At 74.0% G+C, this 17,263-nt stretch carries 17 protein-coding genes; 9 read left to right on the top strand and 8 right to left on the bottom strand.

Annotated features, from left to right (window positions below):
• The first annotated feature begins 302 nt into the window (after window positions 1-302).
• Complete coding sequence (locus ACFVVU_RS02560; RefSeq protein WP_387787985.1) at window positions 303-1,304, top strand: BadF/BadG/BcrA/BcrD ATPase family protein; 1,002 nt, start codon at window positions 303-305, stop codon at window positions 1,302-1,304.
• A 79-nt stretch (window positions 1,305-1,383) separates the two neighbouring features.
• Entirely contained in the window at window positions 1,384-2,202 is an 819-nt protein-coding gene (locus ACFVVU_RS02565) for a class I SAM-dependent methyltransferase (protein ID WP_380689110.1), read from the top strand.
• A gap of 15 nt (window positions 2,203-2,217) precedes the next feature.
• Here ACFVVU_RS02565 and ACFVVU_RS02570 read toward each other — a convergent pair whose 3' ends face one another.
• Window positions 2,218-3,033 carry an SAM-dependent methyltransferase gene (locus tag ACFVVU_RS02570; RefSeq protein ID WP_380689112.1) on the bottom strand — a complete coding sequence of 272 codons (816 nt, stop codon included), beginning with the start codon at window positions 3,031-3,033 and terminating at the stop codon, window positions 2,218-2,220.
• A 311-nt stretch (window positions 3,034-3,344) separates the two neighbouring features.
• On the opposite strand from ACFVVU_RS02570, the gene ACFVVU_RS02575 reads away from it, so the two are divergent.
• The 7 genes from ACFVVU_RS02575 to ACFVVU_RS02605 all read left to right on the top strand — a co-directional run bounded on the left by ACFVVU_RS02575 (window position 3,345) and on the right by ACFVVU_RS02605 (window position 10,304).
• A complete protein-coding gene (locus ACFVVU_RS02575) occupies window positions 3,345-3,731 on the top strand; it encodes a PRC-barrel domain-containing protein (protein WP_380689114.1) in 387 nt (128 codons plus the stop codon).
• 107 nt (window positions 3,732-3,838) lie between these two features.
• Window positions 3,839-4,105: a metal-sensitive transcriptional regulator gene (locus tag ACFVVU_RS02580; protein WP_355376282.1), complete on the top strand. Its 267-nt coding sequence runs from the start codon at window positions 3,839-3,841 to the stop codon at window positions 4,103-4,105.
• A gap of 115 nt (window positions 4,106-4,220) precedes the next feature.
• On the top strand, window positions 4,221-5,561 hold the full coding sequence (locus ACFVVU_RS02585) for a cryptochrome/photolyase family protein (RefSeq protein ID WP_387787987.1): 1,341 nt from the start codon (window positions 4,221-4,223) through the stop codon (window positions 5,559-5,561).
• Between the two features lie 226 nt (window positions 5,562-5,787).
• The gene (locus ACFVVU_RS02590) at window positions 5,788-7,257 is read left to right on the top strand and encodes an endonuclease/exonuclease/phosphatase family protein (RefSeq protein WP_387787989.1); all 1,470 of its coding nucleotides are present in this window, start codon (window positions 5,788-5,790) and stop codon (window positions 7,255-7,257) included.
• A gap of 14 nt (window positions 7,258-7,271) precedes the next feature.
• Window positions 7,272-9,272: a phosphocholine-specific phospholipase C gene (locus tag ACFVVU_RS02595; protein ID WP_387787991.1), complete on the top strand. Its 2,001-nt coding sequence runs from the start codon at window positions 7,272-7,274 to the stop codon at window positions 9,270-9,272.
• Window positions 9,273-9,376: 104 nt separating this feature from the next.
• Complete coding sequence (locus tag ACFVVU_RS02600) at window positions 9,377-9,850, top strand: VOC family protein (protein WP_387787993.1); 474 nt, start codon at window positions 9,377-9,379, stop codon at window positions 9,848-9,850.
• A gap of 4 nt (window positions 9,851-9,854) precedes the next feature.
• Window positions 9,855-10,304, top strand: coding sequence for an SRPBCC family protein (locus ACFVVU_RS02605; protein WP_387787995.1), 450 nt, complete (start codon window positions 9,855-9,857; stop codon window positions 10,302-10,304).
• A 30-nt stretch (window positions 10,305-10,334) separates the two neighbouring features.
• On the opposite strand, the gene ACFVVU_RS02610 is transcribed toward ACFVVU_RS02605, so the two are convergent.
• The 7 genes from ACFVVU_RS02610 to ACFVVU_RS02640 all read right to left on the bottom strand — a co-directional run bounded on the left by ACFVVU_RS02610 (window position 10,335) and on the right by ACFVVU_RS02640 (window position 17,054).
• Window positions 10,335-11,591 carry an aromatic acid exporter family protein gene (locus tag ACFVVU_RS02610; protein ID WP_380683326.1) on the bottom strand — a complete coding sequence of 419 codons (1,257 nt, stop codon included), beginning with the start codon at window positions 11,589-11,591 and terminating at the stop codon, window positions 10,335-10,337.
• 14 nt (window positions 11,592-11,605) lie between these two features.
• Window positions 11,606-12,349, bottom strand: coding sequence for a polyprenol monophosphomannose synthase (locus tag ACFVVU_RS02615; RefSeq protein WP_380683327.1), 744 nt, complete (start codon window positions 12,347-12,349; stop codon window positions 11,606-11,608).
• A gap of 97 nt (window positions 12,350-12,446) precedes the next feature.
• Window positions 12,447-12,713 carry a GlsB/YeaQ/YmgE family stress response membrane protein gene (locus ACFVVU_RS02620; protein ID WP_380683328.1) on the bottom strand — a complete coding sequence of 89 codons (267 nt, stop codon included), beginning with the start codon at window positions 12,711-12,713 and terminating at the stop codon, window positions 12,447-12,449.
• 113 nt (window positions 12,714-12,826) lie between these two features.
• A complete protein-coding gene (locus ACFVVU_RS02625; protein WP_380683329.1) occupies window positions 12,827-14,026 on the bottom strand; it encodes an ABC transporter ATP-binding protein in 1,200 nt (399 codons plus the stop codon).
• Window positions 14,027-14,035: 9 nt separating this feature from the next.
• The gene (locus ACFVVU_RS02630) at window positions 14,036-14,869 is read right to left on the bottom strand and encodes a carbohydrate ABC transporter permease (RefSeq protein WP_380683330.1); all 834 of its coding nucleotides are present in this window, start codon (window positions 14,867-14,869) and stop codon (window positions 14,036-14,038) included.
• Complete coding sequence (locus ACFVVU_RS02635) at window positions 14,866-15,786, bottom strand: carbohydrate ABC transporter permease (protein WP_380683331.1); 921 nt, start codon at window positions 15,784-15,786, stop codon at window positions 14,866-14,868. The genes ACFVVU_RS02630 and ACFVVU_RS02635 overlap by 4 nt, the downstream gene beginning before the upstream one ends.
• The gene (locus tag ACFVVU_RS02640) at window positions 15,783-17,054 is read right to left on the bottom strand and encodes an ABC transporter substrate-binding protein (protein ID WP_387787997.1); all 1,272 of its coding nucleotides are present in this window, start codon (window positions 17,052-17,054) and stop codon (window positions 15,783-15,785) included. Before ACFVVU_RS02640 ends, ACFVVU_RS02635 begins: the two co-directional genes overlap by 4 nt.
• Window positions 17,055-17,263 lie beyond the last annotated feature (209 nt).

The following is a 17,263-nucleotide window of genomic DNA, read 5'->3' on the forward strand; positions in this document are numbered from 1 at the left end:
ACCGCGCCCGCCCCCCCACACCCCCCCCCCCCCCGCCCAACACCTCGCCCTCCCCGCCCCACCCGTCAAACCAACCCCGCCCGCGCCCCCCGCCAACCCCCCGCCAACGGCCCGCCCGGGGACGGGGACGGGGCGGGCGGGGGCCACGAACGGCCTCGCCCGCGACGAACTCCGGATGACGAACTCTGGGACGATGAGGTCCGTCGTCGACCTCGCGGCACGCGCGGCCGCGGGGTCCGGCCTGCTCCGGCGGAGTCCGCGGGACAGGCCCCGGCCGGACCGACCCGCCCTGGAGGCACATCGTGGAGCGGACACCGGGGGAGCGCTGGGTCGCCGGGGTCGACGTCGGCGGCTCCGGGATCCGGCTCGCGCTGGCGCCCGCCCGGTGGCCGGACGGGCTCGCGGGGGCACGGACGGCCGAGCTGGCCGCGCCCGCCCGGGTGTCGGCCGCGGCCGGCGGCCAGGACGCGCGGGCGCTGCTCGACCACCTGCTCCCCGCCCTCCGGGGCCTCGCCGGCGGGCTGCCGGACGGCGCCTGGATCGGGGCCGTCGCGGTGGGTGCCACCGGCATGGCCCTGCTCGGCCGTGACCTCGCCGCCCGCCTGCCCGGTCCGCTCGCCCGCGTCACCGGGGCCCGGCAGCTGGTGCTCGCCGGGGACGCGATCACCGCCCACGTGGGCGCGCTGGGCGCGGACGCCGGAGTGACGGTGGCCGGCGGCACGGGGCTGGTCGCCATCGGCTTCCACCCCGGATCCGGCTGGCGGCGCGCCGACGGCTGGGGCCAGCTGCTCGGCGACTGCGGCAGCGGCGGCTGGCTCGGCCGCGCCGGGCTGGAAGCCGCGCTGCGGGCGTACGACGGCCGCCCCGGCGGCTCGGCCCCGCTGCTGGCCGCCGCCGAACGCCGCTACGGCCCGGTGACCGACCTCCCGGCCGCCCTGCAACCGCGCCCCGACCGCGCCGCCCTGCTCGCCGCCTTCGCCCCGGACGTCGCCGCCGCGGCCGAGCAGGGCTGCCCGGTGGCCGCCGGACTGCTCCGCCGCGCCGGCGAGGAGATCGCGGCCACCGCGACCGCCGCCGCCGCGTCGGCCGGTCTCCCCGCCCCCGACCTCGCCCTGACCGGCGGCCTCTTCCGCCTCACCGCCCTGCACCGCGCCACCCTCGACGCCCTCGCCGCCCGCCTGCCCGCCGCCCGCCTCCGCACCCCCGACGGCCCGCCCCTGCTCGGCGCCCTCCGCCTCGCCGTCACCGCCCCCGACCTCCCCTGGCCCCTCCACCCACCGCTGCTCACCCTCCTTGCCACCTGAGGACACCACCCGACGGTCACCACCCGACGTCGGAAAAACGGCTTGAGCAGCGAGCCGGAGCCTGTCTAGCGTGGCGGGCATGGAGAAGATCACCGCCCCCGCCGACTGGCTCGCGGCCAACCGTGCCAGCTGGGACGGGCGCGTCCCGGTCCATGTCGCCAGCAACTTCTACGACGTGCCCGGCTTCGTCGCGGGCCGGGAAGCGCTGCGGGACTTCGAGCTCACCGAGGTCGGCGATGTGCGCGGGAAGTCCCTGCTGCACCTCCAGTGCCACTTCGGGCAGGACACGCTGTCCTGGGCCCGGCACGGGGCGACCGTCACCGGGCTGGACTTCTCCCGGCCGGCCGTGGAGGCCGCCACCGAGTTGGCCGCGCGGATCGGCGCCGACACCGCCCGCTTCGTCGTCTCCGACGTGCACGACGCCGTGGACGCACTCGACGGGCAGCGCTTCGACGTCGTCTACACCGGCCTGGGCGCGTTGAACTGGCTCCCGGACATCGAGCGCTGGGCACGGACGGCGGCGGCCCTGGTCGCCCCGGGGGGCTTCCTCTACCTCGTGGAGTTCCACCCCTTCGCCGACACCCTGGCCGAGGACGGCCGGACGGTGGAGCACGACTACTTCCACCGCGAGGCCATGGTCTGGGACGAGGCCAGTACCTACACCGACGGCGAGCTGCCGCCCACGGCGGCGAGTCTGACCGTCGAGTGGCAGCACGGCGTGGGCGAGGTCGTGAGCGCGCTCGCGGCGGAGGGCCTGCGGATCGAGTTCCTCCACGAGCACGACTTCACGCTGTACGCCCGCTTCCCGGTCCTGGAGCACGACCGGGTCTTCCGCTACCCGGACGGGCAGCCCGGCGTCCCGCTGATGTACTCGATCCGCGCGAGCAAGCCGGCGTAGCCCGCTCCACCGGTGTCACGGCTTGCGGGCCACCGCGCCGTACATGCTCACGCGGTCGGCGCCCTCGGGCAGGGCGCCGTCGGGGCGCCAGAGGGGGACGGTGACGACCCCGGGGTCGAGGACCTCCAGGCCGTCGAGGAAGGCGCGCACCTGGTCCCGGGTGCGGCCGACCAGGGGGGCGGTGGCCTTGCTGTAGACCCCCGTCACCCGGTCGCGGACCTCGGCGGGCAGGAAGTCCGCGGTTCCGTGCGACAGGATCAGGTGGCTGCCGGGCGCGAGCGCGTCCAGCAGGGTGCGCACCAGCTCGTAGGGTTCCTCCTCGTCCCGCACGAAGTGCAGGACGGCGGCGAGCACGAGGCCCGTCGGGCGGTCGAGGTCGAGCAGCTTCTCGGCCCGGGCGTCGGCCAGCAGCTCGACGGGCGAACGGAGGTCGGCCTGGATGACGGTGGTGCGGCCGACGGCGCTGCCGCCCATCAGGGCGCGGGCGTGGGCGAGCACGATCGGGTCGTTGTCCACGTAGAGGACCCGGACGCCGGGATCGACCGCCTGGGCGATCTCATGGGTGTTGCCCGCGGTGGGGATGCCGGTTCCGATGTCGAGGAACTGGTCGATGCCGAGGCCGGCCACACAGCGCACCGCCCGGGTGAGGAAGCCCCGGTTGGCGCGCGCGGTGGACCGGAACTCGGGGTTGGCCGACAGGGCGCGCTCGGCGGCCTCGCGGTCGGCCGGGAAGTTGTCCTTCCCGCCCAGGTAGTAGTCGTACATCCGGGCGGGGTGCGGGATCTCCGGACGGAGATCGGCGGGGACGCCCGGCTCGCCCTGCTCCCACATCTCTTCGTAACTCACCACTGCCGCCCCGTCTCCGCTTCGGTGATCCGATGGTCCGTCGGCGGACAGCGTAGGTGTTCGAGTGGACTCCCGTGCGCCGTTGGCCGGTTCACCCCCGGTTGTGCGGAATGGGACGGTTGCCGCCGCTCGCCCGTCACGGCGGGGCCCGGGGACGGCCGCGTGCCCGCGCGTTCACCCGATCGGGCGAGCGGCGGCCCGGCGGGCGGTCTCGGCGCTCCCGGCGGACGATGGGAGTGTCCGGGGCTCTGCCCAACCGAGGTGCCGCCGCCGTGGGGCGGCTACGGGAGGTCGCCATGGCCGTCGCCGAGATCGTTCCGGCCGACATCAGGGAGTGGCGGGGTCAGGCCGTCCTCGACCAGAAGGGGCACAAGATCGGCAAGCTGGAGTCCGTCTACGTCGAGACCGCCAGCGACGAGCCGTACTTCGCGACCGTGACGGTGGGGCCGGCCGTCTCGGTCGGGCTGAACGTCAACAGCAAGCTGGTCTTCGTGCCGCTGGACGGGGCCGTGCTGGGCCCGGGGTACGTCAAGGTGGCGTTCGCGCGGGCGCTGGTCAAGGCGGCGCCGTCGATCGGCGTCGACGACGTGCTGCCCGCCGAGGCCGAGCCGGAGGTGTTCGCGCACTACGGCCTCGACTACGCCACCGGTACGGGCGGGGAACGGCGGCTGGCCCGCCGCTGAGCGCCCCGCCCGCCCGGTCGCCCGCCCCCGCCGTCGACCACCGGGGCAGTGATACCCCACGGGGTACACTGGACAGCCGGTAGTCGACAGCGGAAGGCGGTCCTGAGATGCAGGTGGACGAGGAAGCCGTCGGTGCGGTCCTGAACCGGCTCCGGCGTGCCCAGGGGCAGCTGGCCGGCGTGATCGCCATGATCGAGGCCGGCCGGGACTGCAAGGACGTGGTGACCCAGCTGGCCGCCGTCTCCCGGGCCCTCGACCGGGCCGGCTTCAAGATCGTGGCGAGCGGCATGCGCCAGTGCATGGCGGGCGCCGACGCCGACGCGCCGCCGATGAGCGAGGCCGAGCTGGAGAAGCTCTTCCTGGCCCTGGCCTGAGCCCGGGCTTCGGACCCCGTACCCCCGGCGGGGGCGCGTGCCGCTACGGCGCGCGCCCCCGCCGTTTGCGTGCCGCACCCCGCGCGGGCCCCGGCCGTGCCAGGCTCGTCGCTCCATGACTCTCGCCATCGCCCTGCTCACCCAGGACCTCCGCCTGCACGACAACCCCGTGCTGCACGCCGCCCGCGCCGCCGCCGACGAGGTCGTCCCGCTCTTCGTCCTGGACCCGGAGATCGCCGCCACCGGCTTCGCCGCGCCCAACCGCGCGGCCTTCCTCGCCGGCTGCCTCGCCGACCTGGACGCCTCGCTGCGCCCGCTCGGCGGCCGGCTGGTGCTGCGCCGCGGACCCGCCGCCCCCGCCACCGCCCGGCTCGCGGCCGAACTGCACGCCGCCTCGGTGCACGTCGCCGCCGGCGTGAGCGCCTTCGCCCAGCGCCGCGAACAGGCGCTGCGCGCCGCGCTCGGCGACCGCCTGCACGTCCACGACGGCTCGCTCACCGCCGTCGTCCCCGGCGCGGTGACCCCCGCGGGCAAGGACCACTACGCCGTCTTCACCCCGTACTTCCGCGCCTGGTCGCAGGCGCCCCGCCGGACGGTCCACCGCCCGCCGGGGAGCCTGCGCACGCCGGACGGCATCGTGAGCGAGCCCGTCCCCACCGCGCGGCCGGACTCGCCCGCGCTCCCGCCGGGCGGCGAGCGGGCCGGCCGGCGGCTCTGGCGCGGCTACCAGCGCCACGACCTCGACCGCTACGCCGACCTGCACGACGACCTCGCGGCCGACGCCACCTCGCGCCTCTCGCCGTACCTGCACTTCGGCTGCCTGTCCGCCACCGAGCTGGCGGCCGGGGCGCTGCGGCACGGCGGCGACGGTGCCGAGGCGTTCGTCCGCCAGCTGGTCTGGCGCGACTTCCACCACCAGGTGCTCGCCGCCCGCCCGCAGGCCGCCCGGCACGCCTACCGCGACCGGGGCGACCACTGGCTGCCGGAGGACGACGAGGAGTGCGCCGCCTGGCGCGCCGGGCGCACCGGCATCCCGCTGGTCGACGCCGGGATGCGCCAGCTCGCCCACGAGGGCTGGATGCACAACCGGGCCCGGCTGGTCACCGCCTCCTTCCTCACCAAGACCCTCTACCGGGACTGGCGGATCGGGGCGCGCCACTTCCTGCGGCTGCTGGTGGACGGGGACCTCGCCAACAACCAGCTCAACTGGCAGTGGGTGGCGGGCACCGGGACGGACACCCGGCCGAACCGGGTGCTCAACCCGCTGGCGCAGGCCGACCGGCTCGATCCGGACGGCGCCTACGTCCGGCGCTGGGTCCCGGAGCTGGCGCACGTCCCGGGGCGGGCGGTGCACCGGCCGTGGCTGCTGGACCGGCGCCCGGCCGGCTACCCGGACCCGCTGGTCGACCCGGCGGCGTTCTCCCGACGCCTGCGCGACGCCCGCGGCCTGGACTGATCCACGGCGCCCGGCTGCCCCGGCGCCACAGTTCCCGAACCTCCCGACATTGCGTCACGTTTCGTTCACGTCCCGGTCGCTGACCTTCGGATGAATGGGCCACGCCCCACAGTTGTACAGCCAACTGTCGATGGGGCTCCTCCTCCCAGCCTCCGTCAGCAGCCGCGGACGGCACCGGTCCGGTACCCCCCGACGGCCCGGTGCCCGAGCGGCGGACAGGACATCCGTGGCCACCGGCAGCACCCTGACCATCGCTCCGTCCAACCCGTCCACGCCGTCGAACAACCCCTTCGAGGGCGACCGCCTCACCTTCCACTGGACCACCGACGCCCCCGACCCCAAGAACTGGGTCGGCATCTACGACGGCGCCCGCCGGCCGGGCAACGGCGGCTCGCTGCTCTGGAAGTACACCCCGGGCACCGCCGGCGACGTCCAGCTCGACACCTCCGCGCTCACCGGCGGCCCGTACACCGCCTACCTGCTCGCCAAGGACGGCTACGGCATCCTCGCCAGTACCGAGCCCTTCACCTTCCGCCCCAAGCCCGCCGTGCTCCGCCCGCACGCCGTCGTCGACGCCTTCACCGCCACCCCGGTGGCCCCGGGCGGGGCCGTCACCGTCAAGCTCGGCGGCCTCTGGTCGCGCCCCGCCGGCAACCCGGCCGGCGGCGCGGCCTTCCGCAAGGTCTCCGGCCCGGGCTGGCTGACGGTTGCCGCCGACGGCACCGTCACCGGCACCGCGCCGGCCGGCAAGGCGCCGCGCACCCCGGAGGTGCTGCTCGTCGGGGTCAAGGACACCACCGGCGCCACCGACACCCTCACCGTGCTGCTCCCGGTCGCCGATCCGGCCGCCGCGCCGCGCCTCAAGGTGGCGAGCTGGAACCTCGCCGACGCGGGCTCCGCCTTCACCGACGCGGTCGAGAAGCAGCTGCGCGTCGTGCTGGCCCAGGGCCTGGACGTGCTGGCGCTCCAGGAGACGGCCGGCACGGCCGCGAGGACCCTCGCCGACGCCCTCGGCTGGTACGCCCACCAGAGCGCCGGCAGCGTCGGCATCCTCAGCCGCTACCCGCTGACCGCCGTCACCGCGCCGACGCCCGACCTGCCCGCCGCCGCGGCGAGCGTGCAACTGCCGGGCGGACGCGCCGTGCGCGTCTGGAGCGCGCACCTGGACGAGGCCGACTACGGCCCGTACGCCGCCCAGGACGGGCGCACCGCCGCGCAGATCACCGCCGCCGAGAACGCCTCCGTCCGCCTCCGGCAGGCCAGGGCGCTGGCCGCCGCCGTACAGGCCGACGCCGCCGCCGGCGTGCCGGTGGTCCTGGCCGGCGGGCTGTCCTCGCCGTCCCACCTGGACTGGACGGCCGCCACCGCCGCCGCGCACAGCGGCGTCGGGGCGCTCGACTGGCCGGTCACCGCGGTGCTCCAGGCCGCCGGGCTCACCGACACCTACCGCGAGGAGAACCGGGACCCGGCCAAGGCGCCGGGCACCACCTGGTCACCGGTCCGCAAGCAGCGCGCCGCCGGCAAGGCCGAGCCACAGGACCGGATCGACTACGTGCTCTACCGCGGCCGGCTGAAGCTGGTTGAGGCGCACACCCTGGTCGCCGACTGGCCGGCCACCGCCGCCGACCCGGCCGCCCTCGCCGCCAATCAGTGGCCCTCCGACACCGCCGCCGCGGTCGCCACCTTCCAGCTCTGAAAGGCCAGTTCGCGATGTCCGACCTTTCCCGCCGCACCTTCGTCGGCGCCACCGCGGCCGCCGGCGCCGCCGCCCTGACCGGCCTGCCCGCCGCCCCGGCCCAGGCCGCCCCCGCCTCCGCCCCGGCCCGGCTCACCGGCACCATCAAGGACGTCCGGCACGTCGTGGTGCTGATGCAGGAGAACCGCAGCTTCGACCACTACTTCGGCACCCTCGGCGGTGTGCGCGGCTTCGGCGACAAGCAGGCGTTGCAGTTCCCCGACGGCACCGACGTGTTCCGCCAGCCCGACCCGCGCCGCAGCGACGGCAACGTGATGCTGCCGTACCGGATGGACACCTCGAAGTACAACGCGCAGAACGCCGGCGGCCTGCCGCACGACTGGGCCACCGGCCACCAGGCCATCAACAACGGCGCGATGAACAAGTGGATCGCCGCCAAGGGCGAGCGCACCATGGGCTACTTCACCCGTGAGGACATCCCCTACCAGTACGCGCTGGCCGACGCTTTCACCCTCTGCGACGCCTACTTCACCTCGCTCGCCGGCCCGACCGACCCCAACCGGCTCTACCTGTGGACCGGGACCGCCGGCCCCGGCCGCGACGGTACCACCGGCCCCTGGATCGACAACACGCCGGTCACCGACAACCCCGTCGCCGACTGGACCACCTACGCCGAGCGCCTCCAGCAGGCCGGCGTGAGCTGGCGGGTCTACCACAACCCCAGCAAGGACGACCGCACCGGCGACTACGACGACAACGCGCTCTCCTACTTCAAGCAGTTCCACCACTTCCCCGAGGACGACCCGCGTTACCTCAACGCGATGACGAAGTTCGACCCGGCGGCCTTCGACGCGCACTGCAAGGACGGCACCCTGCCGACCGTCTCGTGGCTGGTCGCCCCCTACCTGTTCTCCGAGCACCCCGAGGCGGGCCCGGCGTACGGCGCGCACTGGGTCAACCAGGCCCTGCAGTCGCTGATGTCCAACCCGGACGTGTGGCGGCACACCGTCTTCCTGGTGATGTACGACGAGAACGACGGCTACTTCGACCACATGGTGCCGCCCACTCCCGAGCCGGGCACGCCCGAGGAGTTCACCCAGGGCCGCGCCATCGGCCTGGGCAACCGGGTGCCGCTCTGGGTCGTCTCGCCCTGGTCGCGCGGCGGCTGGGTCAACTCCCAGGTCTTCGACCACACCTCGGTGCTGCGCTTCATGGAGCAGGTGACCGGCGTCGCCGAGCCCAACATCTCCGCCTGGCGCCGCGCCGTCTGCGGCGACCTCACCAGCTGCTTCGACTTCGCTGCGCCCGACCACTCGATCCCGCAACTCCCCGACACCAACGCCCTGATGGCCAGGGCCGACGCCGGGACGAAGCTGCCGGGCGTGCAACTCCCGGCCGTCGGCGCCCAGTCGATGCCGGTCCAGGAGCGCGGCGAGCGCCCGCACCGCCATCTGCCGTACCAGCCCTGGGCCGAGGCCGAGGTGGACCGGCGCACCGGCCGGGTCACCTGCACGATGAGCAACGACGGCGCCGTCGCCTTCCCGTACACCGTCTACCCGAACATCGCGTTGCCGTTCGCCGGCACGCCCTTCACGGTGGCGCCGGGCGCCTCGGCGACGTACGTCTGGGAGGCCGCGGCGACCAACGGCCGCTACGACTTCACCGTGCACGGCCCGGACGGCTTCGTCCGCCGCTTCGCCGGCACCGTGATCCGCGACGGCGCGGGCAGCGCGAGCGTCCCGGAGGGCCAGAACGACGTCGGCATCCCGATCGTGACCGCCGACCTCGCCAAGTCCGGCCAGCTCACCCTCCAGCTGGTCAACGACGGCATGACCGACGTCTGCTTCTCCGTCGCGCCGAACGACTTCGCGGGCACCGCGCAGACCGTCTGGGTGCGGCCCGGCAAGCAGACGAACCTCACCTGGCCGCTGGACAGGCAGGGCCGCTACGACGTGCTGGTCACCGCCGCCACCGGCCAGCGCTTCACCCGCCGTTACGCGGGCTGGGTGCACTGAGCCACCGGCGCCCCCGGCCCGCGCCGCGGCCCGGGGGCGCCGAACCGGTGACCCCCGGCCGTGGCGCGGCCGCCCGGCCCGGGCCCGCCGCTACCGTCGGCTCCATGCAGCAGATCACCCCATGCCTCTGGTACGACGACCAGGCCGAGGAGGCCGCCCGCTACTACACCTCGGTCGTCCCGAACTCGCGGATCACCGGCGTCACCCACTACACCGAGGCGGGCCCCGGCACGCCCGGCACGGTGGTGACCGTCGCCTTCGAACTCGACGGCCGCCCCTTCGTCGCCCTCAACGGTGGCCCGGTCTTCCCGTTCACCGAGGCCGTCTCGCTCCAGGTGCAGTGCGACGACCAGGCGGAGGTGGACCGGCTCTGGGCGGCGCTGCTGGAGGGCGGCGGCCAGGAGAGCCAGTGCGGCTGGCTCAAGGACCGCTGGGGCCTCTCCTGGCAGATCACCCCGCGCATCCTGATCGACCTGATCGCCGACCCGGACCGGGAGAAGGCCGCCCGGGTGACCCGGGCCATGCTGACCATGCGCAGGATCGACATCCGGCAGCTGCTCGACGCGGCCGAGGGGTGAGCGCATGGCCGTCCCCGCCTACCGCCACGTCTCCTACCTTCTCGCCACCCCGCAACGGGTCTGGCACGCGCTCACCAATCCGGACGAGTCCGGCCTCTACTGGGGCCACCGCAACGTCTCCACCTGGCAGCCGGGCGCCCGCTGGGAGCACCAGCGCGCGGACGGCTCCGGCGTCGCCGACGCCTTCGGCACGGTGGAGGTGGCCGAGCGGCCGAACCGCCTGGTCACCACCTGGTCCGGCCCCGGGCAGGAGCGGGTGAGCGGGCCCTCCCGGGTGACCTTCGAGCTGCGCTCCCACCGGGACCTCACCCGGCTGACCGTCACCCACGACAACCTGGCCGACGAGGCCGAGCGCGCCGACGCCGAGGCGGGCTGGTCGGCGGTGCTGTCCAATCTGAAGACCTACCTGGAGACCGGCCACCCGCTCCCGCAGGACCCCTGGTCGATGCCCTGAGGCCTCGCGCTCCCGCCCGGAGGCCCCGCCTCAGCCCCGCCCGGCCCGCTTGCGCCGGCGCCGCGCCCGGCCGAACCCCGGACGGTCGCCGCGCACCCACCGGCGCAGCCGGCCGAGCCGGGAGAACCGCTCCCGGCTCGCCACCGACGCCCGGTCCAGCTCCTCCATCAGCCGCCGGGAGCGGTGCTCCAGGTCCAGCTCGTCGAGGATCCGGTCGACCTCGGTCAGCAGCGAGCCGAGCAGGTGCCAGGCGTCCGGGTCCGCCCGCACCTGCTCCAGCAGCAGCCGGGCGACGTTCTCCCGGCTCGCCCAGGCGGCGGCCAGTTCGGAGTTGAGCCGCTCCTCGGCCTCCTCGGCGTTCAGGCTGACCTGGGTGGTCACCAGCACGGCGAAGCTCACCAGCGCGCCGCCGACGTGCGCGAACAGCTCCTCCATCGCCACCGCCAGCGCCGGGGAGACCAGCGGCTCGCCGGGCGCGCGGCGCTTGGCGAGGTCGGTCAGCGAGCGCGAGATGACCCGGATCACCACGACGCAGATCTCCAGGGTGTCCAGCCCGGTGCGCAGCACCAGCCGGGAGAGCAGCCCCTCGCTGACCCGCAGGTTGAACCGCAGGCTGTCCTCCGCCTGCCGCAGCGCCGCGTCGACGTCCGCGATCGCCTGGTCGAGCCGGCGGGCCTCGTGCAGCCGCTCGGCGGCGTCCGCGACCGGGGTCGGCCGGCCGAGCTGGTCGGAGAGGTCGAGCAGCAGGTGCCGGGCCCGGCGCGAGAGGTCCTCGATCGACTCGCCCGCGGTGTCCACCCAGACCGGTGGCGCGAAGACCAGGTTGAACAGCAGGCCGACGCCCGCGCCGATCAGCGTCTCCAGCACCCGGTCCCAGGCCCGGGAGGTCACCTGGGTGACGCCGAGGATCAGCATCGCGCTGATCGCGACCTCCTGGACGAACTCGTCCACCCGGACGAACCGGCCGATCACCAGCGAGGCCAGGATGATCAGCCCGAGGCTCCACCAGGAGAGCCCGACCACCGTGCTGAAGCCGATCGCGATCAGCACGCCGACCACCACCGAGTTCACCCGGCGGATGCTGGTGGTGAGCGTGGAGTAGACGGTGACCTGGACGACCAGCAGCGCGGTGAGCGGCGCGGTCAGCGGGGCCGGCTCGCTGCTGAGCCAGGTCGCCACCACGTAGGAGAGCGTGGCGGCGACGGTCGCCCGGGCGGTCTGCACGGCGAAGGGCTCGCGGGCGGCGCGCCGCACCAGTGCGGCGGCCCGGTCGGGCGCCAGGACCACGCGGCCCTCCTTCCCTACGGCTTGTCGCGGCGCCCCTCGCGCAGCAGCTTCCACGGTGCGAGCGCCGACTCCACCTGTACCCCGAGGCTCATCTTGGACGCGCCCTCGACCCGCTCCTCGAAGCGGATCGGCACCTCCTTGATGGTGAGCCCCTGCCGCACCACCCGGTGGTTCAGCTCGACCTGGAAGGAGTACCCGTTGCTCTGCACCGACGGCAGGTCGATCGCCCGCAGGGTCTGCGCGCGCCAGGCCTTGTAGCCGGCGGTGGCGTCCCGCACGCCGAGGCCGAGGATGGTGTTCACGTAGAGGTTGGCCCAGGCGGAGAGCGCCTTGCGGTGCCACGGCCACTCCTCGGCCGTCGATCCGCCCGGCACGTACCGGGAGCCGAGCACCACCGCGGTGTCGTCGGCCAGCAGGGTCGTCACCATCAGCGGCAGCACGGAGGCCGGGTGGGAGAGGTCGGCGTCCATCTGCACGACCACGTCCGCGCCCTCCTCCAGGGCCCTGGTCATGCCGGCCACGTAGGCGCGGCCGAGGCCGTCCTTCTCGGTGCGGTGCAGCACCCGGATCCGGCCGCCGGACTCGGCGGCCAGCTTGTCGGCGACCTCGCCGGTGCCGTCGGGGGAGTTGTCGTCGACCACCAGCAGGTGCAGGTTCGGCAGGTCGAGGTCGGCCAGCAGTCCGGCGAGGACGGGAAGGTTCTCCCGCTCGTTGTAGGTGGGCACGACCACAACGACCTTCGGGGAGGCCTCAACCATCGTCTGTTCCCTCGCGAGTTCGGCGGCACCGCGGCCGGTCCGCGGTACGGCCGTGCGAGTCTAGCCGCGCCGTCGCGGACGCCGTCGCGCCGGACCGTCATCTGGTCCGGCGGGTGCTCCAGGCGGGGGCGACGACCGCGACCAGGGCGACGGCGAAGCCGAGCTGGAGCAGATGGCGGATCCAGTCGATCCCGGACGTGTTCCGCACGCCGATCCATCCGGAGACCGCGTTGCCCAGCCAGGCCCCGGCGGCGCCGAGCAGCATGGTCAGCCACCACGGAATGGCCTGCGGGCCGCGCAGGATGAGCTTGGCGATCACGCCGAGCACGAAGCCGATGAGCAGAATCCACAGGAGCTGGAACATCGCATTCCACCTTTCGAGGCGCGTTCCCCCATGATCGCCCGAACCGTCCGGCACGGCACGTCCAGCGGGGGAGCGGGGTCGGTCGCGCCCCCGCCTGCCCCTTCCCGCGTGGTCTAACCGTCCGTTTCCCGCTCCTCACCCGGCTCGCCGCTGAGCGCCGCCCCGGTGTCCGGATCGAAGACGTGCAACCGCTCGGTGTCGATCCACAGCTCCAGCGGGGCGCCCTCGGCCGCCCGGGTGGTGGTGCCGATCCGGGCGACCACCTCCCGGCCCGGCGCGCCCGCGCCCGCCTCCGCCTGCCGCGCGCCGATCTCCTCCAGACCGCCGCCGGAGACCGCGTCGCCCTCCACGGTGAAGTGCGCGTAGACGTCCGAGCCGACCGATTCGAGCACCTCGACCCCGACCGTGACGGTCGTGCCGCCGACCGGGTGCTCCAGCAGCGCGGCGTCCTCGAAGTGCTCCGGGCGGATGCCGACCACCACCTCGCGCGGCGCGTTCGCGGCCGTCAGCCGCCGGCGCAGCCGGTCACCCAGCGGCAGGTCGCCGAGCGCGGTGCGCAGCGCGCCGTCCTCCAGCCGGCCGTGCAGCAGGTTCATGCCGGGCGAGCCGATGAACCCGGCGACGAACAGGTTGGCCGGCCGGTCGTACAGGCGCTGGGGCGGGCCGACCTGCTGGACCACACCGGCCCGCAGCACCACCACCCGGTCGCCGAGCGTCATCGCCTCCACCTGGTCGTGGGTGACGTAGACGGTGGTGGTGCCCAGGCGCCGCTGCAGCCGGGAGATCTGGGTGCGCATCTGCACCCGCAGCTTGGCGTCCAGGTTGGACAGCGGCTCGTCCATCAGGAACGCCTTGGGGTCGCGGACGATCGCCCGGCCCATCGCGACGCGCTGGCGCTGGCCGCCGGACAGGTTGGCGGGCCGGCGGTCCAGGTGCTCGGTGAGGTCGAGGATCCGGGCGGCCTCCTCCACCTTGGCGGCGACCACCGCCTTGTCGGTCTTCGCCAGACGCAGGGCGAAGCCCATGTTCTGACGGACCGTCATATGCGGGTAGAGCGCGTAGCTCTGGAACACCATCGCGATGTCCCGGTCCTTGGGCGCCCGGTCGTTGACCACCTGCCCGCCGATCCGCAGGGTGCCGCCGGTGATGTCCTCCAGCCCCGCGATCATGTTCAGGGTGGTGGACTTCCCGCAGCCCGAGGGGCCGACCAGGATGACGAACTCGCCGTCGGCGACGGTCAGATCGAGGTCGTGGACGGCCACCGAGCCGTCCGGGTAGCGCTTGCTGATGCCGTCGAGGACGATCTCCGCCATCGGTCCGCGTCATCCCTTCACTGCGCCGGCGGTCAGACCGGCCACGATGCGGCGTTGGAAGAAGAGCACGAACAGCACGATCGGCACCGTGATCACCACGGCCGCGGCGGCGATCGAGCCGGTCGGCTGCTGGAACTGGGAACTGCCGGTGAAGAAGGCGATCGCGGCCGGCACGGTGCGCGCGGCGTCCGTGGAGGTCAGCGAGATCGCGAAGAGGAAGTCGTTCCAGCAGAAGATGAAGACCAGGATGGCGGTGGTGAACACACCCGGAGCCGCCAGCGGCGCGATCACCAGCCGGAACGCCTGGGCGGGCGTGGCGCCGTCCACCTTGGCGGCCTTCTCCAGCTCCCACGGGATCTCCCGGAAGAACGCCGACAGCGTGTAGATCGCCAGCGGCAGCGAGAAGGTCATGTACGGGATGATCAGCCCCACCCAGGTGTCGAAGATCCCCAGCACCCGCTCGATCTCGAACAGCGGCGAGACCAGCGAGATCGGCGGGAACATCGCGATCAGCAGCGACATCCCGATCAGCAGCCGCTTGCCGGGGAAGCGCAGCCGCGCCACCGCGTACGCCGCCATGGTGGCGAGCACCACCGCGATGGTGGTGGAGATCACCGCGATGCCGATCGAGTTGACCAGCGCCCGGGTGAACTCCGAGGTGCGGAAGATGCCGCGGTAGTTCTCCAGCGTCCAGACCCGCGGCACGAAGTTGCCGTCCGTCAGGGTGGACGGGTCCTTGAACGACAGCGCGGCGATCCACCAGACCGGGAACAGCGCGTACAGCACCACCACCAGGTTGACCACACCCCAGCCCGCCGCGGACCGGGCCCGCCGGGCGGTCACCGGTGCTCCGCCGAACCGCCGGGCGCGGCGGCGCCGAACACCTTGACGAAGACCAGGGCGATCGCCGCCACGCAGAGGAACACCAGCACCGAGATCGCCGAGCCGATGCCCAGGTTGAGCGCGGTGAACAGGTTGTCGTAGCCGAGGATCGAGACCGAGCCGGTGTTGTTGGCGCCACCGGTCAGCACGTAGATGTTGTCGAAGATCCGGAACGCGTCCAGGGTGCGGAACAGCAGCGCCACCAGGATGGCCGGCTTCATCAGCGGCAGGATCACCAGCCGCAGCCGCTGCCCGAAGCCGGCACCGTCGACCATCGCCGCCCGCACCGTCTCGGTGGGCACCAGCGCCAGGCCCGCCAGCAGGAGCAGGGCCATGAAGGGGGTGGTCTTCCACACCTCGGCCAGCACGATCAGGCCGATCGCCGGCCAGTGCTCGGTGAGTGGCGCGCTGTCCGCCGGCAGCAGCGCCGCCAGGTACCCGGTGCCGGGCGTCCAGGCGTACTGCCAGGAGTAGGCCGCCACCACGGTGACGATGCCGTACGGCACCAGCACCGCCGTGCGCACCAGGCCCCGCCCGACCATCGCCCGGTGCATCACCAGCGCCAGCGCCAGGCCCAGCACCAGCTCGGCCGCCACCGAGACGACGGTGATCACCACCGTCACCCAGAGCGCCTGCCACCAGTACGTCGAGGTCAGCACGGCGCCGTAGTTGGCGAAGCCGATGAACGCGGAGCGGTCCGGGAAGCGCAGGTCGTAGCGCTGGAAGGAGAGGTAGACGGCGTAACCGACCGGATAGGCCGTCACCAGCAGCATCACCAGCACGGCGGGGGCGCACAGCAGCCAGCCGAGCCGCCGCTCCTGCCGGGAGCCCTCGGAGAGCCGGCCGGCTCCCGCGGTCCTCGTCCTGGTCGCGGTCATGGAATCAACCCCTTCGAGCCGAGCGCGTCCCTGATCTGGCCGGAGAGGTCCGCCACCGTGCGTTCCGGATCCACCGACGACGGCGGCGAGAGGGCGTGCGCGACGGCGATCGAGACGTTCTGGTACGCGGGCGTCTGCGGCCGCACCGACGCGGAGTCGAGGGCCTTCAGCACGTCCGCCGCGAACGGGTAGCTCCGGGTGAGCTCGGCGTCGGTGTACAGGCTGCGCAGCGACGGCGGCAGGCCGCCCTTGAGCGCGTTGGTCAGCTGGTTCTCGCGGTTGCGCAGGCACAGGACGGCCTCCTGCGCGGCATCCGGGTGCCGCGAGTAGCCGCCCACCGCGAGGTCGATGCCGCCGATGGTCACCGTCGCCGGCCGCCCCGGGACGACCGACGGGTAGGGCGCCCAGCGGAAGTGCGGGAACAGCTCGGGCTTGTTCTCCTTCATCGACGGATAGACGAAGGGGTAGTTGAGCTCGAAGGCGGCGGTGCCGGACTCCATCGCCAGCCGGTTCTCGTCCTCCTTCTGGTTGGACAGCGAGGGGTCGGCGGCGGGGGAGACGGCCAGGTCCCGGATCGCCCGCGCGGCGGTGACGGCCGGCTCGCCCAGCGAGGGCGCCATGGCGTCGGGGGTGAGGATCGAGCCGCCGGCGCTGGTCACCAGGGTGTTGAACCAGACCGTCAGGCCCTCGTACTGCGCGCCCTGCACCTCGACGAAGTGCGGCTTGCCCTGCTCCGCCAGCCGCCGTGCGGCGGCGAGCATCTCGTCCCAGGTGGCGGGGGCGGTGGACACCAGGTCGTCGCGGTACCAGAGCAGTTGGGTGTTGGAGTTGTACGGGACGGCGTACAGCCGGTCCTTCCAGGTGGCGGTCCGCAGCGCGGCGGCCAGGGTGTCCGCGCTCGCCCGCTCGCGCAGCGCGCCGGTCCACTCGCGCACCCAGCCGGCCTCCGCGAACTCGGGCGTCCAGGTGACGTCCAGGCCCATGATGTCCACGCCGGTGTCGTGCGCGGCCAGCCGGCGCACCAGCTGCTGGCGCTGGCCGTCGGAGATGCGCGGCAGCTTGTTGTAGCGGATCGAGTAGCGCCCGCCGGAGTCGCGGCCGCAGTTGTCCGCGGCCTGCTGCAACGCGCCCGAGTCGTCGGGGAAGTTGTACCAGTCGAGGACGACCGCCCCGCCGCCCCCGGACCCCCCGCCGCTGCCGCAGCCGGCCAGCGCCCAGGCGAGCAGCAGCACCAGGGCGAGGGCGACCCGGTGGTTCGGTCTGGGCATCGCTACTCCCTCCGGTGGACCGGCCCGCGGCTGGCCCACGGTAGGCCGGGCGACCGCCGCCCGCGGCGACCCGCCGCCACGACACCCCCGGGACCGCCCGGGCGGGCTAGGGCAGCCTCCGTTCGACGAAGATCCGCCGGACCGCCGGACAGCTCTGGCGGGCGACGGCGCCGAGCCGCTACGGTCTGGACCAGCCACCCGTCCTGGCC

The sequence above is a fragment of the Kitasatospora sp. NPDC057965 genome, assembly GCF_042887135.1.
Lineage (GTDB): Bacteria > Actinomycetota > Actinomycetes > Streptomycetales > Streptomycetaceae > Kitasatospora.

Bases quoted from the DNA above. Each gene is read 5' to 3' on its own strand.
- ACFVVU_RS02625 (WP_380683329.1), bottom strand. From the start codon at position 14,026: ATGGCGGAGATCGTCCTCGACGGCATCAGCAAGCGCTACCCGGACGGC.
- ACFVVU_RS02615 (WP_380683327.1), bottom strand. From the start codon at position 12,349: ATGGTTGAGGCCTCCCCGAAGGTCGTTGTGGTCGTGCCCACCTACAAC.
- ACFVVU_RS02565 (WP_380689110.1), top strand. From the start codon at position 1,384: ATGGAGAAGATCACCGCCCCCGCCGACTGGCTCGCGGCCAACCGTGCC.
- ACFVVU_RS02620 (WP_380683328.1), bottom strand. From the start codon at position 12,713: ATGTTCCAGCTCCTGTGGATTCTGCTCATCGGCTTCGTGCTCGGCGTG.
- ACFVVU_RS02595 (WP_387787991.1), top strand. From the start codon at position 7,272: ATGTCCGACCTTTCCCGCCGCACCTTCGTCGGCGCCACCGCGGCCGCC.
- ACFVVU_RS02585 (WP_387787987.1), top strand. From the start codon at position 4,221: ATGACTCTCGCCATCGCCCTGCTCACCCAGGACCTCCGCCTGCACGAC.
- ACFVVU_RS02635 (WP_380683331.1), bottom strand. From the start codon at position 15,786: ATGACCGCGACCAGGACGAGGACCGCGGGAGCCGGCCGGCTCTCCGAG.
- ACFVVU_RS02640 (WP_387787997.1), bottom strand. From the start codon at position 17,054: ATGCCCAGACCGAACCACCGGGTCGCCCTCGCCCTGGTGCTGCTGCTC.
- ACFVVU_RS02570 (WP_380689112.1), bottom strand. From the start codon at position 3,033: ATGTGGGAGCAGGGCGAGCCGGGCGTCCCCGCCGATCTCCGTCCGGAG.
- ACFVVU_RS02605 (WP_387787995.1), top strand. From the start codon at position 9,855: ATGGCCGTCCCCGCCTACCGCCACGTCTCCTACCTTCTCGCCACCCCG.
- ACFVVU_RS02580 (WP_355376282.1), top strand. From the start codon at position 3,839: ATGCAGGTGGACGAGGAAGCCGTCGGTGCGGTCCTGAACCGGCTCCGG.
- ACFVVU_RS02575 (WP_380689114.1), top strand. From the start codon at position 3,345: ATGGCCGTCGCCGAGATCGTTCCGGCCGACATCAGGGAGTGGCGGGGT.
- ACFVVU_RS02600 (WP_387787993.1), top strand. From the start codon at position 9,377: ATGCAGCAGATCACCCCATGCCTCTGGTACGACGACCAGGCCGAGGAG.